This is a genomic window from Streptomyces sp. JN8, assembly GCF_055808075.1.
Genome location: NZ_CM147852.1, coordinates 4,254,111 through 4,277,593, shown reverse-complemented (window position 1 = coordinate 4,277,593; position 23,483 = coordinate 4,254,111). Strand labels below are relative to the sequence as shown.

The 23,483-nt window shown below is 71.1% G+C and carries 21 protein-coding genes and 2 tRNA genes; 9 read left to right on the top strand and 14 right to left on the bottom strand.

What is annotated here, in order from left to right; genetic code table 11:
- Positions 1-2: 2 nt before the first annotated feature.
- From ACY0MR_RS18800 to ACY0MR_RS18785, 4 genes are all read right to left on the bottom strand, one after another.
- Positions 3-866 carry a J domain-containing protein gene (locus ACY0MR_RS18800; RefSeq protein WP_473554214.1) on the bottom strand — a complete coding sequence of 288 codons (864 nt, stop codon included), beginning with the start codon at positions 864-866 and terminating at the stop codon, positions 3-5.
- A gap of 231 nt (positions 867-1,097) precedes the next feature.
- Complete coding sequence (locus ACY0MR_RS18795; RefSeq protein ID WP_473561839.1) at positions 1,098-2,591, bottom strand: DUF2252 domain-containing protein; 1,494 nt, start codon at positions 2,589-2,591, stop codon at positions 1,098-1,100.
- Positions 2,592-2,891: 300 nt separating this feature from the next.
- Positions 2,892-3,551: a response regulator gene (locus ACY0MR_RS18790; RefSeq protein WP_148003380.1), complete on the bottom strand. Its 660-nt coding sequence runs from the start codon at positions 3,549-3,551 to the stop codon at positions 2,892-2,894.
- 37 nt (positions 3,552-3,588) lie between these two features.
- Entirely contained in the window at positions 3,589-5,511 is a 1,923-nt protein-coding gene (locus tag ACY0MR_RS18785) for a sensor histidine kinase (protein ID WP_473554211.1), read from the bottom strand.
- A 50-nt stretch (positions 5,512-5,561) separates the two neighbouring features.
- Here ACY0MR_RS18785 and ACY0MR_RS18780 point away from each other — a divergent pair.
- Positions 5,562-5,635: transfer RNA gene (locus tag ACY0MR_RS18780), tRNA-Met, on the top strand.
- Between the two features lie 154 nt (positions 5,636-5,789).
- Here the strand turns inward: ACY0MR_RS18780 and ACY0MR_RS18775 are convergent.
- Positions 5,790-5,876, bottom strand: a tRNA-Leu gene (locus ACY0MR_RS18775).
- Positions 5,877-6,673: 797 nt separating this feature from the next.
- Between ACY0MR_RS18775 and ACY0MR_RS18770 the strand changes: the two genes are divergently transcribed.
- The 6 genes from ACY0MR_RS18770 to pknB all read left to right on the top strand — a co-directional run bounded on the left by ACY0MR_RS18770 (position 6,674) and on the right by pknB (position 14,836).
- Positions 6,674-7,534 carry an FhaA domain-containing protein gene (locus ACY0MR_RS18770; protein WP_388802038.1) on the top strand — a complete coding sequence of 287 codons (861 nt, stop codon included), beginning with the start codon at positions 6,674-6,676 and terminating at the stop codon, positions 7,532-7,534.
- Between the two features lie 10 nt (positions 7,535-7,544).
- A complete protein-coding gene (locus tag ACY0MR_RS18765; RefSeq protein ID WP_473554210.1) occupies positions 7,545-8,066 on the top strand; it encodes an FHA domain-containing protein FhaB/FipA in 522 nt (173 codons plus the stop codon).
- 179 nt (positions 8,067-8,245) lie between these two features.
- On the top strand, positions 8,246-9,727 hold the full coding sequence (locus ACY0MR_RS18760) for a Stp1/IreP family PP2C-type Ser/Thr phosphatase (RefSeq protein ID WP_361847427.1): 1,482 nt from the start codon (positions 8,246-8,248) through the stop codon (positions 9,725-9,727).
- A 26-nt stretch (positions 9,728-9,753) separates the two neighbouring features.
- Complete coding sequence (locus tag ACY0MR_RS18755) at positions 9,754-11,175, top strand: FtsW/RodA/SpoVE family cell cycle protein (protein WP_392045642.1); 1,422 nt, start codon at positions 9,754-9,756, stop codon at positions 11,173-11,175.
- A complete protein-coding gene (locus tag ACY0MR_RS18750; protein WP_392045639.1) occupies positions 11,172-12,638 on the top strand; it encodes a peptidoglycan D,D-transpeptidase FtsI family protein in 1,467 nt (488 codons plus the stop codon). Before ACY0MR_RS18755 ends, ACY0MR_RS18750 begins: the two co-directional genes overlap by 4 nt.
- 155 nt (positions 12,639-12,793) lie before the next feature.
- On the top strand, positions 12,794-14,836 hold the full coding sequence (gene pknB, locus ACY0MR_RS18745) for a Stk1 family PASTA domain-containing Ser/Thr kinase (protein ID WP_473554207.1): 2,043 nt from the start codon (positions 12,794-12,796) through the stop codon (positions 14,834-14,836).
- A gap of 170 nt (positions 14,837-15,006) precedes the next feature.
- Here the strand turns inward: pknB and ACY0MR_RS18740 are convergent, their stop codons facing one another.
- The 6 genes from ACY0MR_RS18740 to ACY0MR_RS18715 all read right to left on the bottom strand — a co-directional run bounded on the left by ACY0MR_RS18740 (position 15,007) and on the right by ACY0MR_RS18715 (position 19,495).
- Complete coding sequence (locus tag ACY0MR_RS18740; protein WP_473554205.1) at positions 15,007-15,681, bottom strand: class E sortase; 675 nt, start codon at positions 15,679-15,681, stop codon at positions 15,007-15,009.
- Positions 15,682-15,718: 37 nt separating this feature from the next.
- Complete coding sequence (locus tag ACY0MR_RS18735) at positions 15,719-17,146, bottom strand: class E sortase (RefSeq protein ID WP_473554202.1); 1,428 nt, start codon at positions 17,144-17,146, stop codon at positions 15,719-15,721.
- Entirely contained in the window at positions 17,143-17,781 is a 639-nt protein-coding gene (locus tag ACY0MR_RS18730; RefSeq protein ID WP_388807186.1) for an aminodeoxychorismate/anthranilate synthase component II, read from the bottom strand. The genes ACY0MR_RS18735 and ACY0MR_RS18730 overlap by 4 nt, the downstream gene beginning before the upstream one ends.
- On the bottom strand, positions 17,778-17,939 hold the full coding sequence (locus ACY0MR_RS18725; protein ID WP_017240377.1) for a hypothetical protein: 162 nt from the start codon (positions 17,937-17,939) through the stop codon (positions 17,778-17,780). The genes ACY0MR_RS18730 and ACY0MR_RS18725 overlap by 4 nt, the downstream gene beginning before the upstream one ends.
- A 64-nt stretch (positions 17,940-18,003) precedes the next feature.
- Positions 18,004-18,675, bottom strand: a complete 672-nt coding sequence (locus tag ACY0MR_RS18720; protein ID WP_388807183.1) for a class E sortase — start codon at positions 18,673-18,675, stop codon at positions 18,004-18,006.
- A gap of 52 nt (positions 18,676-18,727) precedes the next feature.
- The gene (locus ACY0MR_RS18715; RefSeq protein WP_388807181.1) at positions 18,728-19,495 is read right to left on the bottom strand and encodes a DUF881 domain-containing protein; all 768 of its coding nucleotides are present in this window, start codon (positions 19,493-19,495) and stop codon (positions 18,728-18,730) included.
- Between the two features lie 140 nt (positions 19,496-19,635).
- On the opposite strand from ACY0MR_RS18715, the gene crgA reads away from it, so the two are divergent.
- Positions 19,636-19,890, top strand: coding sequence for a cell division protein CrgA (crgA, locus tag ACY0MR_RS18710; protein ID WP_148003368.1), 255 nt, complete (start codon positions 19,636-19,638; stop codon positions 19,888-19,890).
- Positions 19,891-20,248: 358 nt separating this feature from the next.
- Here the strand turns inward: crgA and ACY0MR_RS18705 are convergent, their stop codons facing one another.
- Together ACY0MR_RS18705 and ACY0MR_RS18700 are read right to left on the bottom strand one after the other, a co-directional pair.
- Complete coding sequence (locus tag ACY0MR_RS18705) at positions 20,249-21,133, bottom strand: rhomboid family intramembrane serine protease (protein WP_361847453.1); 885 nt, start codon at positions 21,131-21,133, stop codon at positions 20,249-20,251.
- A 22-nt stretch (positions 21,134-21,155) separates the two neighbouring features.
- Entirely contained in the window at positions 21,156-21,683 is a 528-nt protein-coding gene (locus tag ACY0MR_RS18700) for a peptidylprolyl isomerase (RefSeq protein WP_473554197.1), read from the bottom strand.
- A 165-nt stretch (positions 21,684-21,848) separates the two neighbouring features.
- Between ACY0MR_RS18700 and ACY0MR_RS18695 the strand changes: the two genes are divergently transcribed.
- Positions 21,849-22,559 (top strand): DUF5324 family protein, encoded by a 711-nt coding sequence (locus ACY0MR_RS18695; RefSeq protein WP_361847459.1) that lies wholly within the window; start codon positions 21,849-21,851, stop codon positions 22,557-22,559.
- A 415-nt stretch (positions 22,560-22,974) separates the two neighbouring features.
- Here the strand turns inward: ACY0MR_RS18695 and ACY0MR_RS18690 are convergent, their stop codons facing one another.
- Complete coding sequence (locus ACY0MR_RS18690) at positions 22,975-23,364, bottom strand: DUF6344 domain-containing protein (RefSeq protein ID WP_473554194.1); 390 nt, start codon at positions 23,362-23,364, stop codon at positions 22,975-22,977.
- Positions 23,365-23,483 lie beyond the last annotated feature (119 nt).

Here is a 23,483-nt window from a genome sequence, read left to right as displayed (position 1 = left end):
ACCTACTGCACCAGCCCGGCCAGCTCGCTCTCCCGCTCGGAGACCTGCGCGAGCAGCTGCTCCGCGATCTCCTCCAGGAGGCGGTCGGGGTCCTCCGGCGCCATCCGCAGCATCGCGCCGATGGCGCTCTCCTCCAGTTCACGGGCCAGCGTCGACAGCATGTCCTTGCGCTGCGCGAGCCACTCCAGGCGCGCGTACAGCTCCTCGCTCTCGCTGAGCCGCTCCTCGGCCGGCACGGGGCCGGCCTCCCACTCGGTGGAGAGCTCGCGCAGGGCGGCCTCGTCACCGCGGGCGTAGGCGGCGTTCACCCGGGTGATGAACTCCTCGCGCCGCTTCCGCTCGTCGTCCTCGCGGGCCAGGTCGGGGTGGGCCTTGCGGGCCAGCTCCCGGTAGAGCCTGCGGACCTCCTCGCTGGGCCGGACCCGCTTCGGCGGCCGCACGGGACGGTCGGTGAGCATGGCCTCGGCTTCGGGGGAGAAGCCGTCCGAGTCGATCCAGTCGTGGAACAGCTCGTCCACTCCGGGCATCGGCATGACGGCGGCCCGCGCCTCCTGCGCCCGCCGCAGGTCCTCGGGGTCACCGGTCCGCGCGGCCCGCGCTTCGGCGATCCGGGCGTCGAGCTCGTCGAGGCGCGCGTACATCGGGCCGAGCTTCTGGTGGTGGAGCCGCGAGAAGTTGTCCACTTCGACGCGGAAGGTCTCGACGGCGATCTCGAACTCGATCAGCGCCTGCTCGGCCACCCGCACGGCCCGCTCGAGCCGCGCCTCTGGCCGCTCGTCCCCGGCCGGCGACGGCTCGCCCTGCGACGGCTCGCCCTGCGGCCGCTCGCTCTCGGGGCCCTCGTTCGCACCCTGGTCCACGCTCACGTCTCCGCCCGCCCACGTCCTCGTTCCGGCTCGTCCCACCCAGCCTAGGTCCTTCGGGAGGGGGCCTCCCCCCTCCCTCCCCCTCCCCACCCTCCCCCTCCCGCCCCTCGACCCCTCGCGCCCCTTCGCCCCCCTCCACGGGCACACCACAGCCGCACAGCGGCCTCCCCGCACCGAGGCGACGCCCCGACCATCGGCCGGGCGCACCCGTACCGAGCCGGACCGGTCGGGTCAGACGCCCGATTCGGCGGCTATGCGGCCGGCGCGGACGGCGGTGAGCAGGTCGGCGTGGTCGGCCGTGGTGCGGTCCGCGTAGGAGACGGCGAAGGCGGCGACGGCCTCGTCGAACTCCTCGTTCTTCCCGCAGTACCCGGCTATCAGGCGGGGATCGGCGCTGTGGGCGTGGGCGCGGGCGAGCAGGGCCCCGGTCATCCGGCCGTAGTCGTCGACCTGGTCGACGGTGAGGGCGGCAGGGTCGACGCTGCCCTTGCGGTTGCGGAACTGGCGCACCTGGAAGGGGCGCCCGTCCACCGTGGTCCAGCCGAGCAGGATGTCGCTCACGACCTGCATGCGCTTCTGCCCGAACACCACGCGGCGGCCTTCGTGGACGGGCTCCGGCACCGTGAATCCGGCGGTCGGCAGGTGGGGCAGCAGGGCGGACGCCCGTGCCTCCTTCACCTGGAGGACGAGTGCCTCGCCGCGGTGGTCGAGGAGCAGCACGACATAGGAGCGGGTTCCGACGCTGCCGGTGCCGACGACCCGGAAGGCCACGTCGTGCACGGCGTACCGCGCGAGGAGCGGCAGCCGGTCCTCGGACACGGTCTCCAGGTAGGGGCCGAGGGAGGCGGCGACGGCGGCGGCCTCGGCGTCCGGGACCCGGCGCAGGACCGGGGGAGCGTCGACGAAGCGGCGGCCGCCGCCCTCGGGGTCGGTGACGGCTTCGGTGGAGCGGGCGGCGAACCGGGCGCTGGTGTTGTTGCGGGCCTTCGCGGAGACCCGTTCCAGGGTGCCGAGGAGATCGCGGGCGTCGGTGTGGGAGACGAGTTCCTCGTCGGCGATGGCGTTCCACGCGTCGAGGGCGGGGAGCCGGGCGAGGAGTCTCATGGTGCGCCGGTAGGCGCCGACGGTGTCGAAGGCGGCGGCCCGGCACAGGTCCTCGCTCGCGCCGGCTTCCCGGCCGACGAGGACGAGGGAGGTGGCGAGCCGCTTGAGGTCCCATTCCCAGGGTCCGACGACGGTCTCGTCGAAGTCGTTGAGGTCCATGACGAGGCGGCCGCGGGCGTCTCCGTAGAGGCCGAAGTTGGCCGCGTGGGCGTCACCGCAGAGCTGGGCGGCGATCCCGGTGACGGGGGTGCCGGCGAGGTCCTGTGCCATGAGCCCGGCGGCTCCGCGCAGGAAGGTGAAGGGGCTCACCGTCATCCTGCCGACCCGTATGGGTGCGAGTTCGGGGACGCGGTCCCGGTTCGACTCCTCGACCGCGCGGACGGCGTCGGGGCGGTCGGCGGCGAGGGCGGGCCGTGCGTGGGCGGAGCGCGGGACGCGCTCGCGGAGTGCCTTGCCGCGCTGCTTGGGTGAGGCGGCGGAGTCGGCGGTCCGGCCTCCGACGGCGGCGCGGCGGGCGAAGCCCGGTACGTGGGGCACGCGCACGCCGTCCGAGTCCGCTCCGCCCTGCCGTGCTGCGTCCGTGCCGCGCTGTCCCGGCACGGCGACCTGGTCGTCGCCCATGGCCTGCCCTCCCCCGATGTGAACGTCCAACATCATCCGGCCCTGAAGGTACCGCCGTACCCGAGGGGCCGTCTCCCCCTGTGGACAAGCACCTGTGGACAACTCCCCAAGCCGTGCCCAAGCCGTCCTCGGGCCATCCTCCACCCCTTCCCGGACCGCCCCGGGCGGGCCCCCGCGAAACCGCCCCGGGCGGCCACGCACCCGGCGAACAGCCTGTCCGGCCGGCCCCCCGCGCCGGCCGGACAGGCCGCCCTCCCGGTGCGGCACCGCCGCCCCTCCCGGAGCCGCGCCGCCGTCCTCCTACAGGCCCGCGTCCCGGGCGAGGAGGGCCGCCTGGACCCGGTTCTCGCAGTCCAGCTTGGCGAGGATCCGGCTCACGTAGGTCTTCACCGTGGCCTCGCTCATGTGCAGCCGCTTCCCCGCGTCGGCGTTGGAGAGCCCTTCGCCGAGCAGCGCCAGCACATCGCGCTCCTTCTCGCTCAGCCCCGCGACCCGGCCCCGCGCCTCCTCGGCGCGGGCCGCCTCCCGGCCCGTGGCGAGCCGCTCCACGACGTGCCGGGTCGCCGCCGGCGACAGGTACGCGTCGCCCACCGCAGCCGCCCGCACGGCCCGGATCAGCTCCGCGGGCGCGGTGTCCTTCAGGAGGAACCCGGCACCGCCGTGCTCCAGGGTCCGCAGCACGTTGTCCCGCTCGCCGAAGGTCGTGAGCACGATCACCCGGGCCGTCGGCGCCGCCCGGCGCAGCTCCGGGAGCGCCGAGAGGCCGTCGAGGACCGGCATCTGGATGTCGAGCAGCACCACGTCGGCGGCGTGCGCCCGGGTCGCCTCGACCGCCTCCCGGCCGTTGGCGGCCTCGGCGACGACCTGGATCTCCGGGTCGGAGGTGAGGATCATCCGGATCCCGGCCCTGATCAGCGGCTCGTCGTCGGCGATCACGACCCTGATGGGCTGCCCTGCCACAGCTTCTCCCCACGGCTCCGGTACGGGCGGGTCGGCGCTAGCGCGCCTCGACCTCGTACGACTTCTTCTCGATCAGCTTGCCGTCCTTGAAGCAGAAGCGGAAAACGGGCTCCTTCTCGAAGGAGTCGCTCACCTCCGAGGACATCAGGACCAGGCAGTCGGCGCCTTCCGGCTGGGCGGGTCCCTTGCCGCTGAGACCGGCCGTGGCGATCGTGTCCCCGGACGGGAGTTGACCGCGCACCTCCTTCTCCGGCGCCCCGACCTTCACCGCGTCGTACTGCGCGGGCTCGATCATGCCCTCCTTCAGCGAGCCCATCAGGAAGTAGATGCCGAAGCCGGCCGCCACCAGCAGCAGGACGAGCGCGGCGAACGCGATCCCGCAGCCCAGCGCGATCGAACCGCCCGTGCTTCTGCCTCGGCCCCCGTGCACCGCCATGGCCAACTCCCGCTCCGTGAATGTCCAGTCGGCCGGTCCGACCACGACCGGACGACCATCGCCCACGAGCGGTTTCGTAGTCTGCTGCCGGAAGTCGTCGGCCGCATCGACCAAAGGTGCTGCCTCCGCGAGGGGGGCCGCCCCGTACGGCAGCATCCCGGCCACCCGGAAGCCGCCGCCGTCGGCGGGACCGGCGTGGCACATGCCGCCCACCAGCCGGGCCCGCTCGGCGAGCCCGGTGAGGCCCTGGCCGCCGCTCACCACGTCCTTCGCGGGCTTCTCGGTGGGCTTCTCGTTGAGGACCTCGACGACGAAGGTGTCCGGCTCGTACCGCAGGTCGACGCCGATCGGCGCTCCCGGCGCGTACTTGTAGGCGTTGGTGAGGGCTTCCTGGACGATCCGGTACGCGGCGTGGTCGGCGGCCGGTGCGAGTGACCGCTCCTCCCCCGAGCGTCTCAGTCCGACCGAGGTGCCGGCCGTCCGCGCCGCCTCGACGAGCCCCTCGATGCCGGCGATCCCCCGGGCCGCGCGGCCCGTCTCGTCCGCGGTGCCCCCGGGGGCCGCCGCCGTGCCGTGGGGTGCCTCGATGCCGTCGCGGAGGATTCCGACGACCTCCCGCAGCTCGTGCATCGCGGTCACCGACGCGTTCCGCAGGACGCCGACGACCTCGCGCTGACGCTCGCTCAGCTCCCGGTCCACCTCCAGGGCCCCGGTGTGGACGGCGATCAGGGCCAGTTGGTGCCCGAGGCTGTCGTGCATGTCCTGGGCGATCCGCTGGCGCTCGCGGAGCCGGGCCTGCCCGACCACCATGGTCCGCTCCCGCAGCAGCTGGGCGTTGCGCTCCTGGAGCGCGTGCAGCAGGGTCCGCCGCTGGGTCCAGTACCGGTGGGCGAGGCCGGGGGCCAGGGTGGTGCCCAGGTAGTAGAGGGTCGCCGTGAGGGCGATGGTGAGCAGCCGGCTCCCTTCCCAGGGGCCGATGAGGCTCGCTCCGACGTTGACGACGAAGGCGAGGATGAACGCGGCGAGCGCGCGCCCCGCTCCCGCGATGTAGCGGCCGGAGGACCAGCCGACGACGAGCAGGAGGGGTCCGAAGCCGGGCACGAGGGGTGCGAGGCCGGCGGTCAGGACGAGCACGCTGGCGGGAAGTCTGCGGCGCACCAGGGACAGCAGGGCCGATCCGGCGGCGACGGCGGCCAGGACCCATCCCTCGCCGCCGAGGAGGTCCTCGGTCCCGGCGCCGAGCAGCGCGAGGACCCCGGCGAGTGCCAGCTCCCCGGTGGTCCTGCGGCCCGACCACTGTCCCGGCACCGCGAACCAGGCCCACCACGCGGCGAGCCTGGCCCCGATCCCGTGCGAACTCCGGTCCCCCGACTTCGAGATAACGTCCACGCTCGCACCGTAGGCGGCGGCACGGTCCCGGGTCGTCCCTCTTTCGTCGCACCCCGGGACGACAAAAGTCTCGGCCTCCGGACCGGCCCGCGTCCGGACGGTCCGCGCCCCGCCCTCCGGTGTGACGTTGGTCATGGCGGGCGGGGACGGGGCGGGTGAGGACGTGTGTAGAGTGGGATCACCGACGCGGGGTGGAGCAGCTCGGTAGCTCGCTGGGCTCATAACCCAGAGGTCGCAGGTTCAAATCCTGTCCCCGCTACGAAGGGAAGGGGCCCGGCTGATGCCGGGCCCCTTCCGCGTTCCCTCACCCGTGGCCCGCGGTGTACGGCTCCACGACCCCTGCGCAGCAGGGGGATAAACGAAACGGTCGGCATCGTGATCACGATGCCGACCGTTTCCTCGGTTTCCCGAGATGGTGCGCGAGGGGGGAGTTGAACCCCCACGCCCTTTCGGGCACTGGAACCTGAATCCAGCGCGTCTGCCTATTCCGCCACCCGCGCATTGGGTGTGCTCCGGACTCTCTCACTTTTCGGTGGGAGCGCCTGGCGACATCTGAAGATTAGCACGTCGCAGACCGTGGATTCACATCCGTTGTTCGGCCTCCGCTCAGCCGGACCAAGGTGAGGGAGTGACAGACGGACGGAGGAGGGAAGGAGGGTCCTGGCAGCGCGTGCGGGAAGGCTGCGGGAGGGCCGTGCGAAGGCCGTGCGTCGGCGCGGAGAGGACACGGGCCGTGAGGAGCGGGGAGAGGGATGAAGAGGACGAGCCGGGAGAAGAGCGGACTCGGGAAGGAGCGGGATGTGTCACACCGGCCGACCGCGGCCGTGCCGACCCGCGTGCCCGGGCGTCCCCGTCTCGGATCGTCCCGCTCAGTCCCGGGGCCGGCCCCGGCCCACTCGCCGCAGCCCTCTCACCCACCGCTCGGCCCGGCCCGGCTCGCCCCGCTTCGGCCCGGCCCGGCCCGCTTCGGCTCGGCCCGGCTCGGCCCCGCTTCGGCTCGGCCCCACCCCGCCCCGGCCCGTCCCGGCCTCGCGCCGGTCCGATCACACCGATCCGGCCCCGGTTCGACCCCGGAACGTCCCAATCCGCGCTCGATCCGCGCGCGGACACCGACCGAGCCCCCGCTCCCACAGCCGGGTGCGGGACACTGTCCACAGGCCGCCTCTACGATCCGTGGGGGAAGCCTGTGAGAGGTGACACTCGTCCACAGGGCAGAGAAGGGGAACCAGCCGATTTCCCGACGCGTGGATACGATCAGTAAGCAGTACCAGGACGACAACGACGGAGGAGGTGCCCCATGGGAGTGATGAAGCGTTTCGAGCAGCGTCTCGAAGGTCTGGTCAACGGCACCTTCGCCAAGGTGTTCAAGTCCGAGGTCCAGCCTGTCGAGATCGCCGGCGCGCTCCAGCGCGAGTGCGACAACAACGCGCAGATCTGGAACCGCGAGCGGACGGTCGTCCCCAACGACTTCATCGTGGAGCTGAGCGCGCCGGACTACGAGCGCCTCAGCCCCTACTCGGGTCAGCTCGGCGACGAGCTCGCCGGCCTGGTCAGGGACTACGCGAAGCAGCAGCGGTACACCTTCATGGGGCCGATCAAGGTCCACCTGGAGAAGGCCGAGGACCTGGACACGGGTCTGTACCGCGTGCGCAGCCGCACCCTGGCGTCGAGTACGTCACAGCCGCAGCCGCCCGCGGGCGGCCAGCAGCCACACCAGCAGCAGGGCCAGGGACAGGGCCGCGGCGGATACGGGTACCCCCCGGCCGGCGCGCCTCCCATGCCCGCCTCCCCGCCTCCCGGCGGCCATCGGCCGGCGGCCGCGGCAGGAGGCCGTCCCACGGCCCCCGGCCCCGGTACGCACGGGGGAGCGGGCAGTCAGGTCCGCCGCTGGATCGAGATCAACGGCACCCGCCATCAGATCTCCCGCCCGACCCTGGTCCTCGGCCGCAGCACCGACGCGGACGTGAGGATCGACGATCCCGGCGTCTCCCGCCGGCACTGCGAGATCCGGACCGGAACGCCCTCGACGATCCAGGATCTGGGTTCCACCAACGGCATCGTGGTGGACGGGCAGCACACCACCCGCGCTACGCTCCGCGACGGCTCGCGGATCGTCGTGGGCAGCACCACCATCGTTTACCGGCAAGCCGAAGGGTGAAGCGGGGGCAATGTCAGAGCTGACCCTTACGGTCATGCGGTTGGGTTTCCTGGCCGTTCTGTGGCTGTTCGTCATCGTGGCCGTGCAGGTCATCCGCAGCGACCTCTTCGGTACGCGGGTCACCCAGCGCGGTTCGCGGCGCCAGGAGGCGCGACCCCAGCAGCAGGCGCGGCAGGCCGCCGCGCCTCCGCAGCAGCGCGGCCAGCAGAGCGCGGGCGGTGGGCGGCAGCGCCGCGGCGCCCCGACCAAGCTGGTCGTGTCCGAGGGGACCCTCACCGGCACGACCGTCGCCCTCCAGGGGCAGACGATCACGCTGGGCCGGGCCCACGATTCGACGATCGTGCTGGACGACGACTACGCGTCCAGCAGGCACGCCAGGATCTACCCGGACCGGGACGGCCAGTGGATCGTCGAGGATCTCGGGTCCACGAACGGCACGTACCTCGACCGGGCCCGCCTCACCACCGCCACACCCATTCCGCTGGGCGCGCCGATCCGCATCGGCAAGACCGTCATCGAGCTGCGGAAGTAGTGCTACATCATGAATAGGCGCGAGCGGAGCGAGCGAGTCGGGACGGTCCCCGCCACAGTCCGTGGCGCGGCCCCGACCGGAGCGACTGGAGCGACCGGCGTGACCGGAGCGACCGGAGGGTGGGCAGTGTGGGTCGAGACCGGCTGTACCCCGATGCAGCGTCGACAGGGCAGGTGCGCATGACTCTGTCCCTGCGATTCGCCGCGGGTTCGCACAAGGGCATGATCCGCGAGGGGAACGAGGACTCCGGTTACGCCGGGCCCCGGCTCCTCGCGATCGCCGACGGCATGGGCGGCCAGGCCGCCGGCGAGGTCGCCTCGTCCGAGGTGATCTCCACCCTCGTCACGCTCGACGACGACGTGCCCGGCTCCGACATCCTCACCTCGCTCGGCACGGCGGTGCAGCGCGCCAACGACCAGCTCCGGATGATGGTCGAGGAGGACCCGCAGCTGGAGGGCATGGGCACCACACTCACCGCCCTGCTGTGGACCGGCCAGCGGCTCGGTCTGGTGCACGTCGGCGACTCGCGCGCCTACCTCCTCCGCGACGGTGTGCTGACCCAGATCACCCAGGACCACACCTGGGTCCAGCGGCTCGTCGACGAGGGCCGGATCACCGAGGAAGAGGCCACCACCCACCCGCAGCGCTCGCTCCTCATGCGGGCGCTCGGCAGCGGCGACCACGTCGAACCCGACCTCTCCATCCGTGAGGTCCGGGCCGGCGACCGCTACCTGATCTGCTCCGACGGCCTGTCCGGCGTGGTGTCGCACCAGACGCTGGAGGACACCCTCGCCAGCTACCAGGGCCCCCAGGAGACCGTGCAGGAGCTGATCCAGCTCGCCCTGCGCGGCGGCGGCCCCGACAACATCACGGTGATCGTCGCCGACGTCCTGGACGTCGACGGCGGCGACACCCTCGCCGGCCACCTCAGCGACACCCCGGTCATCGTCGGCGCCGTCGCCGAGAACCAGGCCGCGCAGCTGAGCGACGGCGGTGCGATGCAGACCCCGGCCGGCCGGGCCTCGGGACTCGGCCGCCCCGCCCCGCACCAGCAGCCGCCCGCCGGCGGGTTCGGCCCGCCCGGAAGCGGCGAGGGCCACGGCTACGGCGGGATGCCCCCGCAGGGCTCCTTCGAGTCGTACACCGAGGACGACTTCGTGAAGCCGCGCAAGGGCCGCAAGTGGCTCAAGCGCACCTTCTTCCTCGTCCTCGTCCTCGCGATCATCGGCGGCGGCCTCTACGGCGGCTGGCGCTGGACGCAGACCCAGTACTTCGTCGGGTCCAAGGACCAGCACGTGGCCCTGTACCAGGGCATCAGCCAGGACCTGGCCTGGGTCTCGCTGTCGAAGGTCGAGAAGGACCACCCCGAGATCGAACTCAAGTACCTCCCCGCCTACCAGCAGAAGCAGGTCGAGGACACGATCACGGGCGGCAGCCTCGCCAAGGCCCGGACGAAGATCGCCGAGCTGGCCGTGCAGGCGTCCGCCTGCAAGAAGACCGCGGAGCGCCGTGCCGCCGCCGAGAAGGCGGCCGACCAGGCGAGCAAGCCGCCGGCCGACGGCGCCACCCCCGACCCCAAGCCCACCACAGCCGCTCCGACCCCGGGTCCCACCCTCACCGCGGAGGAGCAGAAGCTGGCCTCGAACTGCGGCAAGCAGTAAGCACCCGTAGGGGGCCTTTCACCACCATGAGCGTTGTCACCAACACGACCACCATCGGCGCGATCGAAGCGCCGAGCCGCCGCAACACCGAGCTGGCGCTGCTGGCGTTCGCCGTCGTCATCCCGGTGTTCGCCTACCTCAACGTGGGCCTGGCCATCGACGGCAAGGTCCCGGCCGGCATGGCCGGATACGGGCTGGGACTCGCCCTGCTGGCGGGCGTCGCGCACCTGGTGGTGCGGAAGTGGGCCCCGTACGCGGACCCGCTGCTGCTGCCCCTGGCGACCCTGCTCAACGGCATGGGCCTGGTGCTGATCTGGCGGCTGGACCAGTCTCCGCGGCTGATCGCGAAGTCCATTCGGGACTTCGGGAGCTTCAGCCCCGACGCGCCGAAGCAGATGCTGTACTCGGCGATCGGCATCGCCATGTTCGTGGGTGTGCTGCTGCTGCTCAAGGACCACCGCGTCCTGCAGCGCTACACGTACATCTCCATGGCCGCGGCCCTCGTCCTGCTGCTGCTGCCGCTCGTTCCCGGCCTCGGCACCCCGGTCTACGGCGCCAAGATCTGGATCAACATCGCCGGATTCTCCATCCAGCCCGGCGAGTTCGCGAAGATCGTGCTGGCCGTGTTCTTCTCCGGATACCTCATGGTGAAGCGGGATGCCCTCGCACTCGCCAGCCGCCGTTTCATGGGGCTCTACCTTCCCCGTGGGCGCGACCTGGGCCCCATCCTGACGATCTGGGCGATCAGCCTTCTCATCCTGATCTTCGAGAACGACCTCGGAACCTCGCTGCTGTTCTTCGGCATGTTCGTGATCATGCTGTACGTGGCGACGGAGCGGACCAGCTGGATCGTCATGGGTCTGGGCATGTCGGTCGCCGGCGCGGTCGGGGTGGCCTCCTTCGCGAGCCACGTCCAGGCGCGTGTGGACGCCTGGGCCGATCCGTTCGCCTGCGCCAAGACCGTCCCCGCCTGTGACCAGATGACGCAGGTGCTGATGTCCTTCGGCTCCGGCGGCATCCTCGGCACCGGCCTCGGGCAGGGCAACTCGGACCTCATCGGCTTCGCCGCGAACTCCGACTTCATCTTCGCCACGGTCGGCGAGGAGCTCGGTCTCGCCGGCGTGATGGTCTTCCTGCTCCTCTACGGGCTGATCATCGAGCGCGGTGTCCGCACCTCCCTCGCCGCCCGCGACCCCTTCGGCAAGCTCCTCGCGATGGGCCTCTCCGGCGCCTTCGCGCTCCAGATCTTCGTCGTCGCCGGCGGTGTGATGGGCCTCATCCCGCTCACCGGTATGACGATGCCGTTCCTCGCGTACGGCGGATCGTCCGTGATCGCCAACTGGGCCCTGATCGGCATCCTGATCCGGATCAGCGACACCGCGCGCCGCCCGGCGCCCGCGCCCGCCCCGTCCCCCGACGCCGAGATGACCCAGGTGGTCCGTCCGTGAACAAGCCGCTGCGCCGGGTCGCGATCTTCTGCGGCCTGCTCATCCTCGCCCTGCTGCTGCGGGACAACTGGATCCAGTTCGTCCGCGCCGACGAGCTGAACACCCACGCGTCGAACAAGCGCGTCCAGATCGAGCGGTACGCGAACGTCCGGGGCAACATCATCGTGGACGGCAAGCCGATCACCGGCTCCGTCGACTCCAAGGACCCGTTCTACAAGTTCAAGCGCACGTATCTCGACGGCCCCATGTGGGCCCCGGTGACCGGCTACGCCTCGCAGGCCTACGACGCCAACCAGATCGAGAAGATCGAGGACGGCATCCTCACCGGCAACGACGACCGGCTCTTCTTCGACCGCACGCTCGCCATGTTCACCGGTGAGAAGAAGAAGGGCGGCGACGTCGTCACCACCCTCAACGGGGCCGCCCAGAAGGCGGCCTTCGAGGGCCTCGGTGACAAGACCGGCGCCGTCGTGGCCATCGAGCCGTCCACCGGCAAGATCCTCGCGCTCGCCTCCACCCCCTCGTACGACCCCTCCTCGTTCGCCGGCTACTCCGCCAAGGACGAGAAGGCCTGGGTCGCCCTCGAGAAGGACAAGAACAAGCCCAAGCAGAACCGCGCGATCCGTGAGATCTACCCGCCCGGATCCGTCTTCAAGGTCGTGACCGCCGCCGCCGCCCTGGAGAACGGCAAGGTCAAGGACATCGACGCGAAGACCGACACCCCCGACGGCTGGAAGATCCCCCTCTCCAACCGGGAGATGATCAACCACGCCCAGGGCTGCGCCAACGCCAGCCTGAAGCGCGCCCTCGACATCTCCTGCAACTCCGTCTTCGCGAAGCTCGGCGACGACGTCGGCGTCGAGAAGATGAACGAGATGGCCGAGAAGTTCGGCTTCAACGCCGAGCAGTTCACCCCGGTCCGCTCCTCCGCCTCCGTCTACGACAAGAAGGCGGACCGCGGCGGCAACGCGCTCTCCTCCATCGGCCAGTTCAACACCGCGACGACCCCGCTCCAGATGGCGATGGTCACAGCGGCGATCGCCAACGACGGCAAGCTGATGAAGCCGTACATGATCGACGAGCTGCGCGCCCCCAACGTCGACCTGCTCAAGAAGACCGAGCCGGAGGAGATGAGCCGCCCGGTCTCGCAGGAGAACGCGCAGCTGCTCCAGGAGATGATGGAGAGCGTCGTCACCAACGGCACCGGCGGCAACGCCGACCTGAACATGGACGGCGTCAAGGTCGGCGGCAAGACGGGTACGGCCCAGCACGGCGACAAGAACGCCAAGCGCCCCTACGCCTGGTTCATCTCGTACGCGAAGACCGCCGAGGGCTCCCCGGTCGCGGTCGCCGTGATCGTCGAGGACTCGGCGGGCACCTCGCGTGAGGACATCAGCGGCGGCGGCCTCGCGGCCCCCATCGCGAAGGCCGTGATGAAGGCGGTTCTGAAGACCCGGAGCTGACGTCCCGGCTCCGTTCATGCCAGGTACCGGTCAGGTATCAGCTACCGGCCCCGGGCGGAACGTCTCCCCGGGGCCGGTACCGTATCCGCGAACAGCACACACCGCCGGACCACCCATGGGTGCGGTCGGGACAGACGGAGAGGGCTGGATTAGCTATGGAAGAGCCGCGTCGCCTCGGCGGCCGGTACGAGCTGGGCTCGGTGCTCGGCCGTGGTGGCATGGCCGAGGTGTACCTCGGGCAGGACACCCGGCTCGGCCGCACCGTCGCCGTGAAGACGCTGCGGGCCGACCTGGCCCGTGACCCGTCCTTCCAGGCCCGGTTCCGCCGTGAGGCACAGTCCGCCGCCTCGCTGAACCATCCGGCGATCGTCGCGGTCTACGACACCGGCGAGGACTACGTCGACGGGGTCTCCATCCCGTACATCGTGATGGAGTACGTCGACGGGTCGACCCTGCGTGAGCTGCTGCACTCCGGGCGCAAGCTGCTGCCCGAGCGCACCCTCGAGATGACGGTCGGCATCCTCCAGGCCCTGGAGTACTCGCACCGCGCCGGCATCGTGCACCGTGACATCAAGCCCGCGAACGTCATGCTGACGCGCACCGGCCAGGTCAAGGTCATGGACTTCGGCATCGCGCGCGCCATGGGCGACGCGGGCATGACCATGACGCAGACCGCCGCGGTCATCGGCACGGCCCAGTACCTCTCCCCCGAGCAGGCCAAGGGCGAGCAGGTCGACGCCCGCTCCGACCTGTACTCCACGGGCTGCCTGCTGTACGAGCTCCTCACCGTCCGTCCCCCGTTCATCGGGGACTCCCCGGTCGCGGTCGCGTACCAGCACGTGCGCGAGGAGCCGCAGCCGCCGAGCAACTTCGACCACGAGATCACGCCCGAGATGGACGCCATCGTCCTCAAGGCGCTGGTCAAGGACCCCGACTACCGCTACCAGTCCGCCGACGAGATGCGCGCGGACATCGAGGCCTGCCTCGACGGTCAGCCGGTCGCGGCAGCCGCCGCGATGGGCATGGGGATGGGCATGGCGGCGCCCTCGTACGGCGGCGGCTACGGCGGCTACCCCGAGGACCAGCCGACGACGGCGCTGCGCCAGGCCGACCCGGCGGGCCAGACCTCGATGCTGCCCCCGATCAACGGGGACGACGGCGGCTACGGCTACGACGACCGTCCGGACCGCCGCCGCGGTGGCCCGAAGAAGTCGAACACCTCCACGATCCTGCTGGCCCTCGCGGGCATCCTGGTCCTCGTCGGCGCCATCTTCATCGGTGTCTCGCTGTTCGACAAGAAGGACGGCACCCGCCAGATCACCGTGCCGCAGCTGGTCGGCCAGACCGTCGCGGTGGCGACGGAACGGGCGACGAACGCCGAGGTGAAGGTGCAGGAGGCCGGCACCGAGCGCTGCGACCAGCCCAAGGGCACGATCTGCCGCCAGGTGCCGGTCGCGGACAACACCGCGAAGATGGACACCGGCAGCACGATCCAGGTGTTCGTCTCCGAGGGCGCCCCGCTGGCCGAGGTCCCGGACGTGCAGGAGCAGTCCCAGGAGCGCGCCGAGAAGACCCTGAAGGACAAGGGCTTCAAGGTGAAGGTCGAGCAGGAGGAGTCCGACGAGGACCCCGGCACGGTCCTGCGCCAGAACCCCGACGGCGGCACCAAGGCGGAGCGCAACTCCGAGGTGACGATCACCGTCGCGAAGCAGAAGCTGCTGCAGCTCCCCGACGTGAAGACGCGGAGCTACGACCAGGCCGTCCAGCAGCTGAACGGGGTCGGCTTCACCAACATCACCAGGGAGGACGTCGACTCCGACCAGCCCGCGGGCACCGTCGTCGACCAGACCCCGCAGGGCCCCTCGGACCAGTCCAAGGAGACCCAGATCACGCTGAAGGTCTCCAAGGGCCCGCAGCAGACGCAGGTCCAGATCCCCGGCGGCCTGACCGGCAAGCCGTTCAAGGAGGTCAGGGACATACTGCAGGGCATGGGTCTGACCGTCGTCCAGAAGGGTTCGGACAAGGAGGACGCCATGGTCCTCAGCACGAACCCGCCGGAGGGCTCCACGGTCCCGACCACGCAGCCGATCACCGTCATGACGCTCGGCGGCGGGGGCGGCGGCAACGGCGGGAACGGCGGGAACGACGGCAACGGAGACAACGGGGACAACGGCGGCGTCGGCGGCATCTTCGGCTGACGCCCGAGCAGTGACCCGCGGGAACGCAGAGGGCCCCGGCAACCACTGGTTGCCGGGGCCCTTCCCTGTCTCCGCGTGCCGCCCCGGGGCGCCCGCCTCCGCTCCGGCCTGCGCGCCTGCCCCCGCTCCGCCCGGCCGCGTCCGGCCCAGGCCGCCCGGCCGCGTCCGGATCAGCGCAGTTCGGCCGGCGGCGTCCGGTCGCGGTCGACCTTCTCCGTGCGCGCCAGCTCGCCCCAGACGATGTACCGGTAGTCGGAGGTGTACATGGGGGTACAGGTCGTCAGCGTGATGAAGCGGCCGGGCTTCGTCTTCCCCGACCCCTCGGGGACGGGCTGGAGGACGTCCACGTTGTACTTCGTGGTCTCCGACAGGGTCTTGTAGACCTTGTAGACGTACCAGGTGTCCTTGGACTCGAAGACGATCGGGTCGCCGTTCTTCAACTTGTGGATGTTGTGGAACTTGGCGCCGTGTCCGTCCCGGTGCGCGGCGAGCGTGAAGTTGCCCTGCTTGTCCTGCGGGAGCGCGGACTTGATCGGATCGGTGTAGTAGCCGGCGACGCCGTTGTTGAGGATGGAGCTCTGGGTGCCCTGCTTGACCAGGACCTCGCCGTTGCCCATCGCCGGCACGTGGAGGAAGCCGATGCCGTCCTTGGTGTCGAGCGCGCCGGGTCCGTCGGCCCAGCGGTCGCGGACCTGGGCGCCGTCCTTGTCGGCGGCGCGGTCGGCGAGGACGTTCGTCCACCACAGCGAGTAGACGACGAAGAGGCCGAGCACCAGGCCCGCCGTGATGAGGAGTTCGCCGAAGAGGCTGATGAATCCGGCGATCCGATTACGCACGCGTGCCACTAGGTCGTCCCGTCGTCCCGTCCGGAGGTGTGGGGACTCAGCCTACGAGCGCTTTCGGCTTTCCCTGACTGCGCGGGCGTTCTTCGACGAGCTTGCCCCACACGATCATGCGGTAGGTGCTGGTGAACTCGGGGGTGCAGGTGGTGAGGGTGAGATAGCGGCCGGGCTCGGTGAAGCCGGAGCCCTTGGGCACCGGGTCGATGACGGAGACGTTCGAGGGGGCGGTCTGCGGCAGGATGCTCGCCATCTCGTAGGTGTAGTAGGCGTTGCGGGTCTCGACGACGATGGGGTCGCCGGGCTGGAGACGGTTGATGTAGCGGAACGGTTCGCCGTGGGTGTTGCGGTGGCCGGCGACGGCGAAGTTGCCCTGCTTGTCGGAGGGCATGGCCGTCTTGAGCTTGCCCTCGGCGTAGTGGCCGACCATGCCCTTGTCGAGGACCTTCGCCTTGTTGATGCCCTCGGCGACGGGGACGACGACGTCCAGCTTGGGGATGTACATGATGGCGAAGCCCTCGCCCGGCTCGAACACGCCCGGCTTGCTGTCGTCCTTCTCCGCGCCGTCCTTCGCCCAGGTGTCCTCGATCCGCTCCTTGGCCCGGTCCGTCTCCTGACCGGCCAGGACGTTCGTCCACCACAACTGATAGGCGACGAACAGCAGCATGACCACACCGAAGGTGATGAAGAGTTCTCCGACGGCGCGGCTGGCGACGACGCCGACGCTGTCCTTGGCGGCGCGGGCGGCGCGGCGGGCCTCGACGCGGGAGAGCGGGGCGGCCGGGCCGACTCCGGCCGTCGGGGCGGCGGGGGCGGTGGCGGGGCCGCCCCGGCGTCCTTTGCCCCGGGTGCCGCCCTTGGCCGCCCGGCGGCGTTCCGCCCGGCCGGGCCCGGGAAGGGGCTCCACGGCCTCCAGGACGGTCGTGTCGCCCGGGGAGGGGTGCCGAGGGGCTTCGGGGGTCTCCGGGGCCTCGTAGGGGGCCGTGGCGGCGTCTTCGCGGGGAGTCGGGCGGGGTGCCTCGTAGGGGGTCGCGCGGGGGGCCTCGTGGGCGGGCTCCCGGGGCGCCTCGTAGGCGGGCTCCTGAGGAGCCGGGTAGGAGCCGGGCTGGGGCTGCCGGTACGTCTGCGACGCCTCCGGATACGGCTGCGCCTGATCCGCGTAGGGCTGCGGCCGCGTGGTCGACTGCGCCTGGTCCGGATGGGGCTGCGCGGGCTGCCGGTACTGCTGCGGGTGGTCCGGGTAGGCCTGCGGGTCCGGGTAGGCCTGCGGGTCCGGATAGGCCTGCGGGTCCGGATAGGCCTGCGGGGTTTCCCGGTAGGCCGGTTGGGGCTCCTGGTACGCCTGCTCCTGGTACGGGTACGGCGCCGGGGCAGGTTCCTGGTACGGCGAGGGAGCCGCGTACGGGTCCGCGGGTATCGGCTCGGGCTCCGGATCGTTCGACGGCCGGAACCAGGGGGAGCCCGTCGTCACGCGACGGCCTTGCCCACCACCGGCGCGAGGCCCGCCGACCGTCCGACCGCCCCCTTGTCGCCGCACTCCTCAAGCCAGTTGGCGAGCATCAGGTGCCCGTGCTCGGTGAGGACGGACTCGGGGTGGAACTGGACGCCCTCGACCGGCAGTTCGCGGTGGCGCAGGCCCATGATGATGCCGTCCTCGGTCCGCGCGGTGACCTCCAGCTCGGCCGGCAGGGCGGCGGGCTCGGCGGCCAGCGAGTGGTAGCGGGTCGCGGTGAAGGGCGAGGGCAGCCCGGCGAAGACGCCGCGGCCCTCGTGCGTGACGGGGGAGGTCTTGCCGTGCAGCAGCTCGGGCGCGCGGTCGACGACGCCGCCGTACGCCACCGCCATCGACTGCATGCCGAGGCAGACGCCGAAGACGGGCACGCCGGTGGCGGCGCAGTGCCGGACCATGTCGATGCAGACCCCGGCCTGCTCCGGTGCGCCGGGCCCGGGCGAGAGCAGGACCCCGTCGAACCCGTCCTGGGCGTGGCTCAGCTCGACCTCGTCGTTGCGGAGGACTTCGCACTCCGCGCCGAGCTGGTAGAGGTACTGAACGAGGTTGAAGACGAAGCTGTCGTAGTTGTCGACGACGAGAATGCGCGCGCTCACTGGCCGTCCACCGTCACATCGTTGAACGGAAGCAGCGGCTCCGCCCAGGGGAACACGTACTGGAAGAGGACGTAGACGACCGCGAGAACCAGCACGATCGAGAGCAGCGCCCGCACCCACGCGTTGCCCGGCAGATGCCGCCAGATCCAGCCGTACATGACGTCGACCGCCCCTTCTGTTCGTTACGGGGACCAGAGTACGGGGCGAGGGGGCCGTCGGGGGTCAGCTGTCCAAAGCCTGTGGACGACCGTCGGCGACCGGGAGGGTCGCGTCGAGGTGCGCCCAGACGACGAGCCGGTGGCTGCTGCCCCACTCGGGTTCGCAGGTGGTGAGGGTGAGGTAGCGGCCGGGCCCGTCGAATCCCGACTTCGCGGGGACGGGGTCGATGACGCCGACGTCGGTGGGGACGGTCCGGTGGGGGGCGCGGTCGACGCGGTACGTGAACCAGGTCGTCCCGTCGGTGAGGACGATCGCGTCGCCGGCGCGCAGCCGGGGGAAGTCCTTGAAGGGGTCTCCGTAGGTGCGGCGGTGGCCCGCGACGGCGAAGTTGCCGGTGGCGCCGAGGCGGGCGGTGCCGGCGTAGTGGCCGAGGCCCTTCTTCAGGGTGTCGACGCCGGTGCCCTGGAGGACGGGCCACTTCCAGTCCCTGCCGAGCCGGGGCACGTACATGACGGCGATGCCCCTGCCGGGGGCGTAGGGCGCGGCCTCGGGGGTGGGGGCGGCGGCGGTCGGGACGGGGGTGTCGGTCCACGCGCGCTGGAGGGTGTCGATCTGGCCGGCGCTGGCGCTCGCGGCCTGGACCCCGGTCCAGTACAGGACGTACACGACGAAGAGGACGATCAGGGCGCCGACGGTGACGCACAGCTCGCTGAAGGTCCTCACGACGAGACGCAAGCGCCCCTCCCGCAGTCGGCTCCCGGCGGCGGCCGGCCGGCCGCGCGTGGCGTCAGCCCACCGGCTTCGCCTGGTGGAGGTCCACTGTGCCCGAGTACCCGGGAAGAGTCACCGCCCGGTGGTCGTCGACTTTCCAGCCGAGTCCGTACGCCTTCACGTACAGCTGGTAGTTCTGGATCGCCGGGGAGGCCGCGAGGGCCCTGGTCAGCTTTCCGCGGTCGCCCACGGCGGTGATCTTGTAAGGGGGCGAGTAGACGCGGCCCTGGAGGATCAGGGTGTTGCCGACGCAGCGGACGGCGCTGGTGGAGATGAGCCGCTGGTCCATGACCCGGATGCCCTCGGCGCCGCCCTGCCACAGGGCGTTGACGACGGCCTGGAGGTCCTGCTGGTGGATGACCAGGTCGTTCGCCTGCGGCTCGGGGTAGCCGGGGGCGGCATGGGCGTTCGGCGGAGCGTCGTCGAGGGTGACGGTGAGACCGGATCCGGAGATCTCGGTGGTGCCGGCGGCCTTCTCCAGCGCGTGGAGTTTCGCGTCCTCCGCGCGCGTGGAGCCGTCGTCGCGGGCGGCGAGGGAGTCGACCTGGGAGCGCAGCGCCGAGGTCGACTCGTCGAGTCCCTCGTTCTTGTGACTGCGCTCCTCGATCAGGTCGGAGAGCCGCAGGAGCGAGGCGTCGGTGCGGATGTTCGTACCCTTGGCGGTGTTGAAGCTCGTGACGAAGATCAGTCCGGCGAGGGCGAAAACGGCAAGGGTGAGCACCCGGACGGGGCGCCACCTCGCGGTGCGGCCCGGTCCTTCGGGAGTGCCGGCGGAATTGCTCAACGTACCCTGATCCCCTTCGGTGCCGCGGAACCACTACGCTAACGGACGCCTGGGGGACGCAGTCGTCCTCCTTCGTCACATCCCGGCGCCAGCCACAGTTCCCTGCGCGGTCACGCAGCGCATCGACAGGAGAGTCCCTCGTGCCGAAGTCACGGATCCGCAAGAAGGCCGACTTCACGCCCCCGCCCGCGAAGCAGGCCACCTCGATCAAGCTGACCAGCCGCAGCTGGGTGGCGCCTGTGATGCTCGCGCTGTTCGCCATCGGGCTGGTGTGGATCGTGGTCTTCTACGTCACCGACGGTTCGATGCCGATCGAGTCGCTCCGGAACTGGAACATCGTGGTGGGCTTCGGCTTCATCGCGGCCGGCTTCGGCGTCTCCACGCAGTGGAAGTAGCGCCGTAGCCCAGGGCCCCCTTGGCTCCAGCGGCCCCGGACGGCGGCGAACGACGGGGGTACGGCGGCCGTCTAGCGGGCGTACCGGTTGCTAGTCAAGCTCTCCCCTGAACTTATCCACAGCGTTGTGCACAGCACTGGATAACTTACGAAGATCTGTGGATAACTCGCACGCGGTTGACGCCGGTATGACCGGAATCACCCTCGGCCGAGACGGCAAAGCCCCTCGCCTCCCTGGAGAAACACCAGGTCAGAGGCGAGGGGCGCAGTCTTTCCCCACAGAGTGGGGAGAGTCCGCCACGCACTGTGGATAACTCTGGGGAAAGCTCACAGAGAAGCTCGTCCACAGCCCTGCACGCTCAGGTGAGCGCCGCGGAACGGGCCAGCACGATCCCCACGTCGATCAGCAGCACCAGGGCCAGCGCCCCGTACTGCACCAGGTTCCGGCGGGCCCTCGGCGCGTGCACGAGCGCGTACGTGACCACCGCGCCCGCGACCAGACCACCGACGTGGGCCTCCCAGGAGATCCCCGGTCGGGTGAATGTCATCAGCAGGGACAGGGCCACGAAGAGGACCACCGGCCGCATGTCGTGGCGCCGGCGCCGGGCGAGCACCACCCAGGCCCCGATCAGGCCGTAGACGACGCCGGACGCGCCCAGCGAGGGCTGGTTCTGCGCGGCGACCAGATAGGCCAGCACGGAGCCGGAGAGCCCGGAGAGCAGGCACAGGGCCGCGTACCGGATCCGCCCCAGTTCGGGCTCGACGATCCCGCCGATCACCCACAGACCCAGCACGTTGAAGAGGATGTGCCAGATCTCCTGGTGCAGGACGGTCGCCGTGAGCAGCCGGTACCACTCGCCGTCCGCGACCCCGACGAGCTCCCCGAGCGCCGGACTGTAGGCGTAGCCGATGAGCACCAGCTCGTCGACGAGCCGGTCGCCGAACGCCAGTACGGCGAGGTACACCGCGAGGTTGATCCCGATGAGGATCTTCGTGACGAGGCGGTCGTCCGAGGCGACCCGGCCGCCCGCGAGGGTCCGCGGCTGGTTGGCGTCGGCGGCGTGGCCGGTCCCCGAACCGCTGCGCACGCAGTCGGGGCACTGGAAGCCGACGGAGGCGGAGACCATGCACGAGGGGCAGATCGGCTTCTCGCAGCGCGTGCAGCGGATGCCGGTCTCCACCTCGGGGTGGCGGTAGCAGCGCGGCACACCGGTGTGGTCGCGCGCGGAGGGTTTCGGTTCCACGAGAGGTGCCGTCCCTTCCGTCTCAGCGCTTCTCGATCACCACGGAGTCGATGACCACGTCCTGCAGCGGCCGCTCGGTGTGCGGGTCGGTCTCGGTGGCCGCGATCGCGTCCACGACCTTCCTGCTCTCCTTGTCCGCCACCTCGCCGAAGATGGTGTGCTTGCGGTTCAGCCAGGTCGCGGGGGCGACGGTGACGAAGAACTGCGAGCCGTTGGTGCCCGGACCGGCGTTGGCCATGGCCAGCAGGTAGGGGCGGTCGAAGAAGAGCTCCGGGTGGAACTCGTCGGCGAACTCGTAGCCGGGACCGCCCGTGCCGTTCCCCAGCGGGTCGCCGGCCTGGATCATGAACCCCTTGATGACCCGGTGGAAGACCGTGCCGTCGTACAGCGGGTCCGAGGAGACCGTGCCCGTCCCGGGGTGCGTCCACTCGCGCTCACCGCCGGCGAGCTCGACGAAGTTCCGGACGGTCTTCGGGGCGTGGAACGGCATGAGCCGCACCTCGATGTCACCCAGGCTGGTCTTGAGGATCGCGTACAGCTGCTCGGCCACGGTCGCCTTCCGTCCACGTCATGTCACGTCTGTCGCTGCCGTGTCCGATCCTCGCATGCCCCGGATGCCCACCCCACATGCCGGACTTGGCTCCTGGGGGCATGATTCCGAAGAGGATGGAAAGGCGAAAAGCCGACATCGTCGCCACCGAGGAGGAGGAATCCCGTGACCCGCATGGACAGCGTGCGCGCCGCGTCAGATTCGGCGAAGGAGAGCGTCCTGCACGCCGCGGAAGCGGTGGCGCCGTACGCCGGTACGGCCAAGGACCAGGCCGCGCACTACGCCCACGAAGCACGTGTGGTGATCGCGCCGAAGGTCTCCAAGGCCGCTCAGCAGGCTCGGGCGCAGGCTCGGGCGCAGTACGACTCGTACGTCGCACCGCATGTTCCGCCGCGGGTCGACGCGGCCGCACAGCGTGCGGCGGTCAAGACCCGCCGGGCCTGCCGTCAGGCGGCCGACTACACCGTTCCGCGTGTCGAGCACGCGGTCGCCGCGACCGGTCCCGTCCTGGAGGAGGCCGGGTCGCGTTCCACCGCCGCCTGGGCCGCGCTGCGCGGTCAGGTGACGCCGGGGGAGATCGAGAAGATCGTGAGGAAGCACGAGCGCCGGGCTCGGGCCGGACGCCTCGCCAAGGGCCTCCTGGTCCTGGGCGTCGTCGTCGGCGGCGCGTTCGCCGCCTGGAAGTGGTGGGACAAGCAGGCCAATCCCGACTGGCTGGTCGAGCCGCCCGTCGCCACCGAGGTGGAGGAGGGCGCGGTACTGGCTTCCTACGAGGAGGGCGGGGACGTCCTCGACCCCGAGGTGGAGGCCAAGCAGTCCGAGGCGGAGGCCGCTGCGGCGGCCGAGGAGGCCGGCGACCACGACGAGCGCCGCTGACTTACGGGGAGGACGCCGGGCCGTTCCGGCCGACTCCCACCGCATGTGACCAGGGCCCTGTCATCCACTGCCGGGGTCCTGGTTGCTGCCGGGGTGCTGCGGGGTCCTACGGGAATGCCGTGGGGTCCCGCGATGGTGCTGCGGCGTCCTACGGGGAAGCCGCGGGGCCTGCGGGGTCCACGGGGTCCGCGGGGTCCTGCTGACGAACGGGTGGTGCTCGGCGGTACGGAGATCCGGCCGGGAAGGGCCGGAGTGGTGCTCGATCGTCCTGCCATCCGGCCGCGAAGGGGCGGAGTCGTGCCGGGCTCCGTCGAGGTGGTGCCGCCGGGGCCCGCGTCGTACGGGGCGAGGCCGTACGGGGACGTGCGGATACGGGTACGGGTGCGGGGAGTGCGCATCGTCGTCTCCCCGAGCCCTACGCCGACGCGGCGAGCGCCAGCTCCGTCAGCGCGGCCGGCTCGTCGCCCTCGGAGACGGTGGTCACACCGGCCGCGGAGCGGTTCCGGGTGGCGGGAGAGGACCCGTGGGCCTCGGCGGCGATGCGCTGCTTGATCGTGGGCGGCAGGGAGCGGTCCCCGACCAGCGGCAGCCGATGCGCCCGCTGCGCCGGTACGGACGCCAGTGCGGCCCGCTTCTCCGCGGCGGCGGAGGAACCGGCGGCGGCCGGACCGACCGGCTCCTCCGGCTGCTGGACGGCGGGCTGCTGGGCGGCGGCGGCGGTGCTCGCCAGGCCGACGGAGGCGAGCAGGGCGAAGAGGACGGAGATGAAGGCGGTCCAGAACTGCTTGACCTTGGCGGTGGCCATGGCCCCTCGCTTTCGTGATGTTCTCGAATGGTTCATTTCGGTTTGCGCGCTTTACGTACTTTCCTCATGATGTGGATGCGCGCCCGATTTCCACGGAACGTCGCCGCCGTCGCGCAGTT

What these genes read in the sequence shown, in the direction of transcription:
- ACY0MR_RS18725 (WP_017240377.1), bottom strand. Translation starts at nt 17,939, where the DNA reads ATGTACGGCTGGATCTGGCGGCATCTGCCGGGCAACGCGTGGGTGCGG.
- ACY0MR_RS18760 (WP_361847427.1), top strand. Translation starts at nt 8,246, where the DNA reads ATGACTCTGTCCCTGCGATTCGCCGCGGGTTCGCACAAGGGCATGATC.
- ACY0MR_RS18690 (WP_473554194.1), bottom strand. Translation starts at nt 23,364, where the DNA reads ATGGCCACCGCCAAGGTCAAGCAGTTCTGGACCGCCTTCATCTCCGTC.
- pknB (WP_473554207.1), top strand. Translation starts at nt 12,794, where the DNA reads ATGGAAGAGCCGCGTCGCCTCGGCGGCCGGTACGAGCTGGGCTCGGTG.
- ACY0MR_RS18755 (WP_392045642.1), top strand. Translation starts at nt 9,754, where the DNA reads ATGAGCGTTGTCACCAACACGACCACCATCGGCGCGATCGAAGCGCCG.
- ACY0MR_RS18765 (WP_473554210.1), top strand. Translation starts at nt 7,545, where the DNA reads ATGTCAGAGCTGACCCTTACGGTCATGCGGTTGGGTTTCCTGGCCGTT.
- ACY0MR_RS18770 (WP_388802038.1), top strand. Translation starts at nt 6,674, where the DNA reads ATGGGAGTGATGAAGCGTTTCGAGCAGCGTCTCGAAGGTCTGGTCAAC.
- ACY0MR_RS18795 (WP_473561839.1), bottom strand. Translation starts at nt 2,591, where the DNA reads ATGGGCGACGACCAGGTCGCCGTGCCGGGACAGCGCGGCACGGACGCA.
- ACY0MR_RS18785 (WP_473554211.1), bottom strand. Translation starts at nt 5,511, where the DNA reads ATGACCAACGTCACACCGGAGGGCGGGGCGCGGACCGTCCGGACGCGG.